This is a genomic window from Burkholderia sp. Tr-862 (assembly GCF_011753085.1).
GTDB lineage: Bacteria > Pseudomonadota > Gammaproteobacteria > Burkholderiales > Burkholderiaceae > Burkholderia > Burkholderia ambifaria.
In genome coordinates, this window is the sequence record NZ_VWWG01000399.1 from 1 (window position 1) to 754 (window position 754).

Annotated in this window: 1 protein-coding gene; it reads left to right on the top strand. The window is 72.4% G+C overall.

The genetic code is table 11. The features are described 5' to 3' along the window. The coding region (locus F3J14_RS35115; RefSeq protein ID WP_247682372.1) for a condensation domain-containing protein at window positions 1–754 on the top strand (754 nt) is incomplete at both ends.

The window sequence follows — 754 nt, forward strand, 5'->3', positions numbered from 1 at the left end:
TCGCTGGCCGACCTGCCGTCGTCCGTGCTGCCGCGGCGCGCGAACGCACCGGCCGTCCCGCAATGGCGTGCGGCGCGCATCGCGTTCGCGTTCGACGCGGCGCTGATCCGTGCCGCGCGCGACGCCGCGTCGGCCGCGCACGCGACGTTGCCGATGCTGCTGCACGCGGCGCTCAATACCGCGCTGTTCCGCGTGACCGGCGCGGCCGACCAGCCGATCGGCGTGCTCGCGTCGACGCGTGAGCTGACGGGCGATGCGGCGCGCGATGCGCTCGGTCTGTTCATCAATTCCGTGGTCGTGCGCACGCGGCTCGATGCGGCGGCCAGCCACACGGACGTGCTCGCACAGGTGCGCGATATGGCGCTCGCCGCGTATGCGCATGCCGACGTGCCGTTCGCCGACGTCGTTGCGGCGCTGCGCGCGCCGCGCGCCGCGCACGCCAATCCGCTGTTCCAGGTGATGTTCAACTACCTGCGCCCGACCGGCGCCGCCGCGCGCGACTGGGCCGGCTTGTCGCTCGCCGAATTCGACGACGTGCGCCATCGCGTGGTGTTCACGCTGGAGCTGGACGTCGTCGAGCATCCGGACGGCCGCGTGAGCGCCGCGTTCTCGTATGCGGACGAACTGCTCGACGGCCGCTTCGTCGACGCGCTCGTCGATCTCTATCACGACGAAGTCGCGCGTTTTGCTGGTGCGCCGGAAGCGGCGCTCGGGGTGCCCGATGCGCTGTTCGCCGCGCACACGGCAGCCGCGG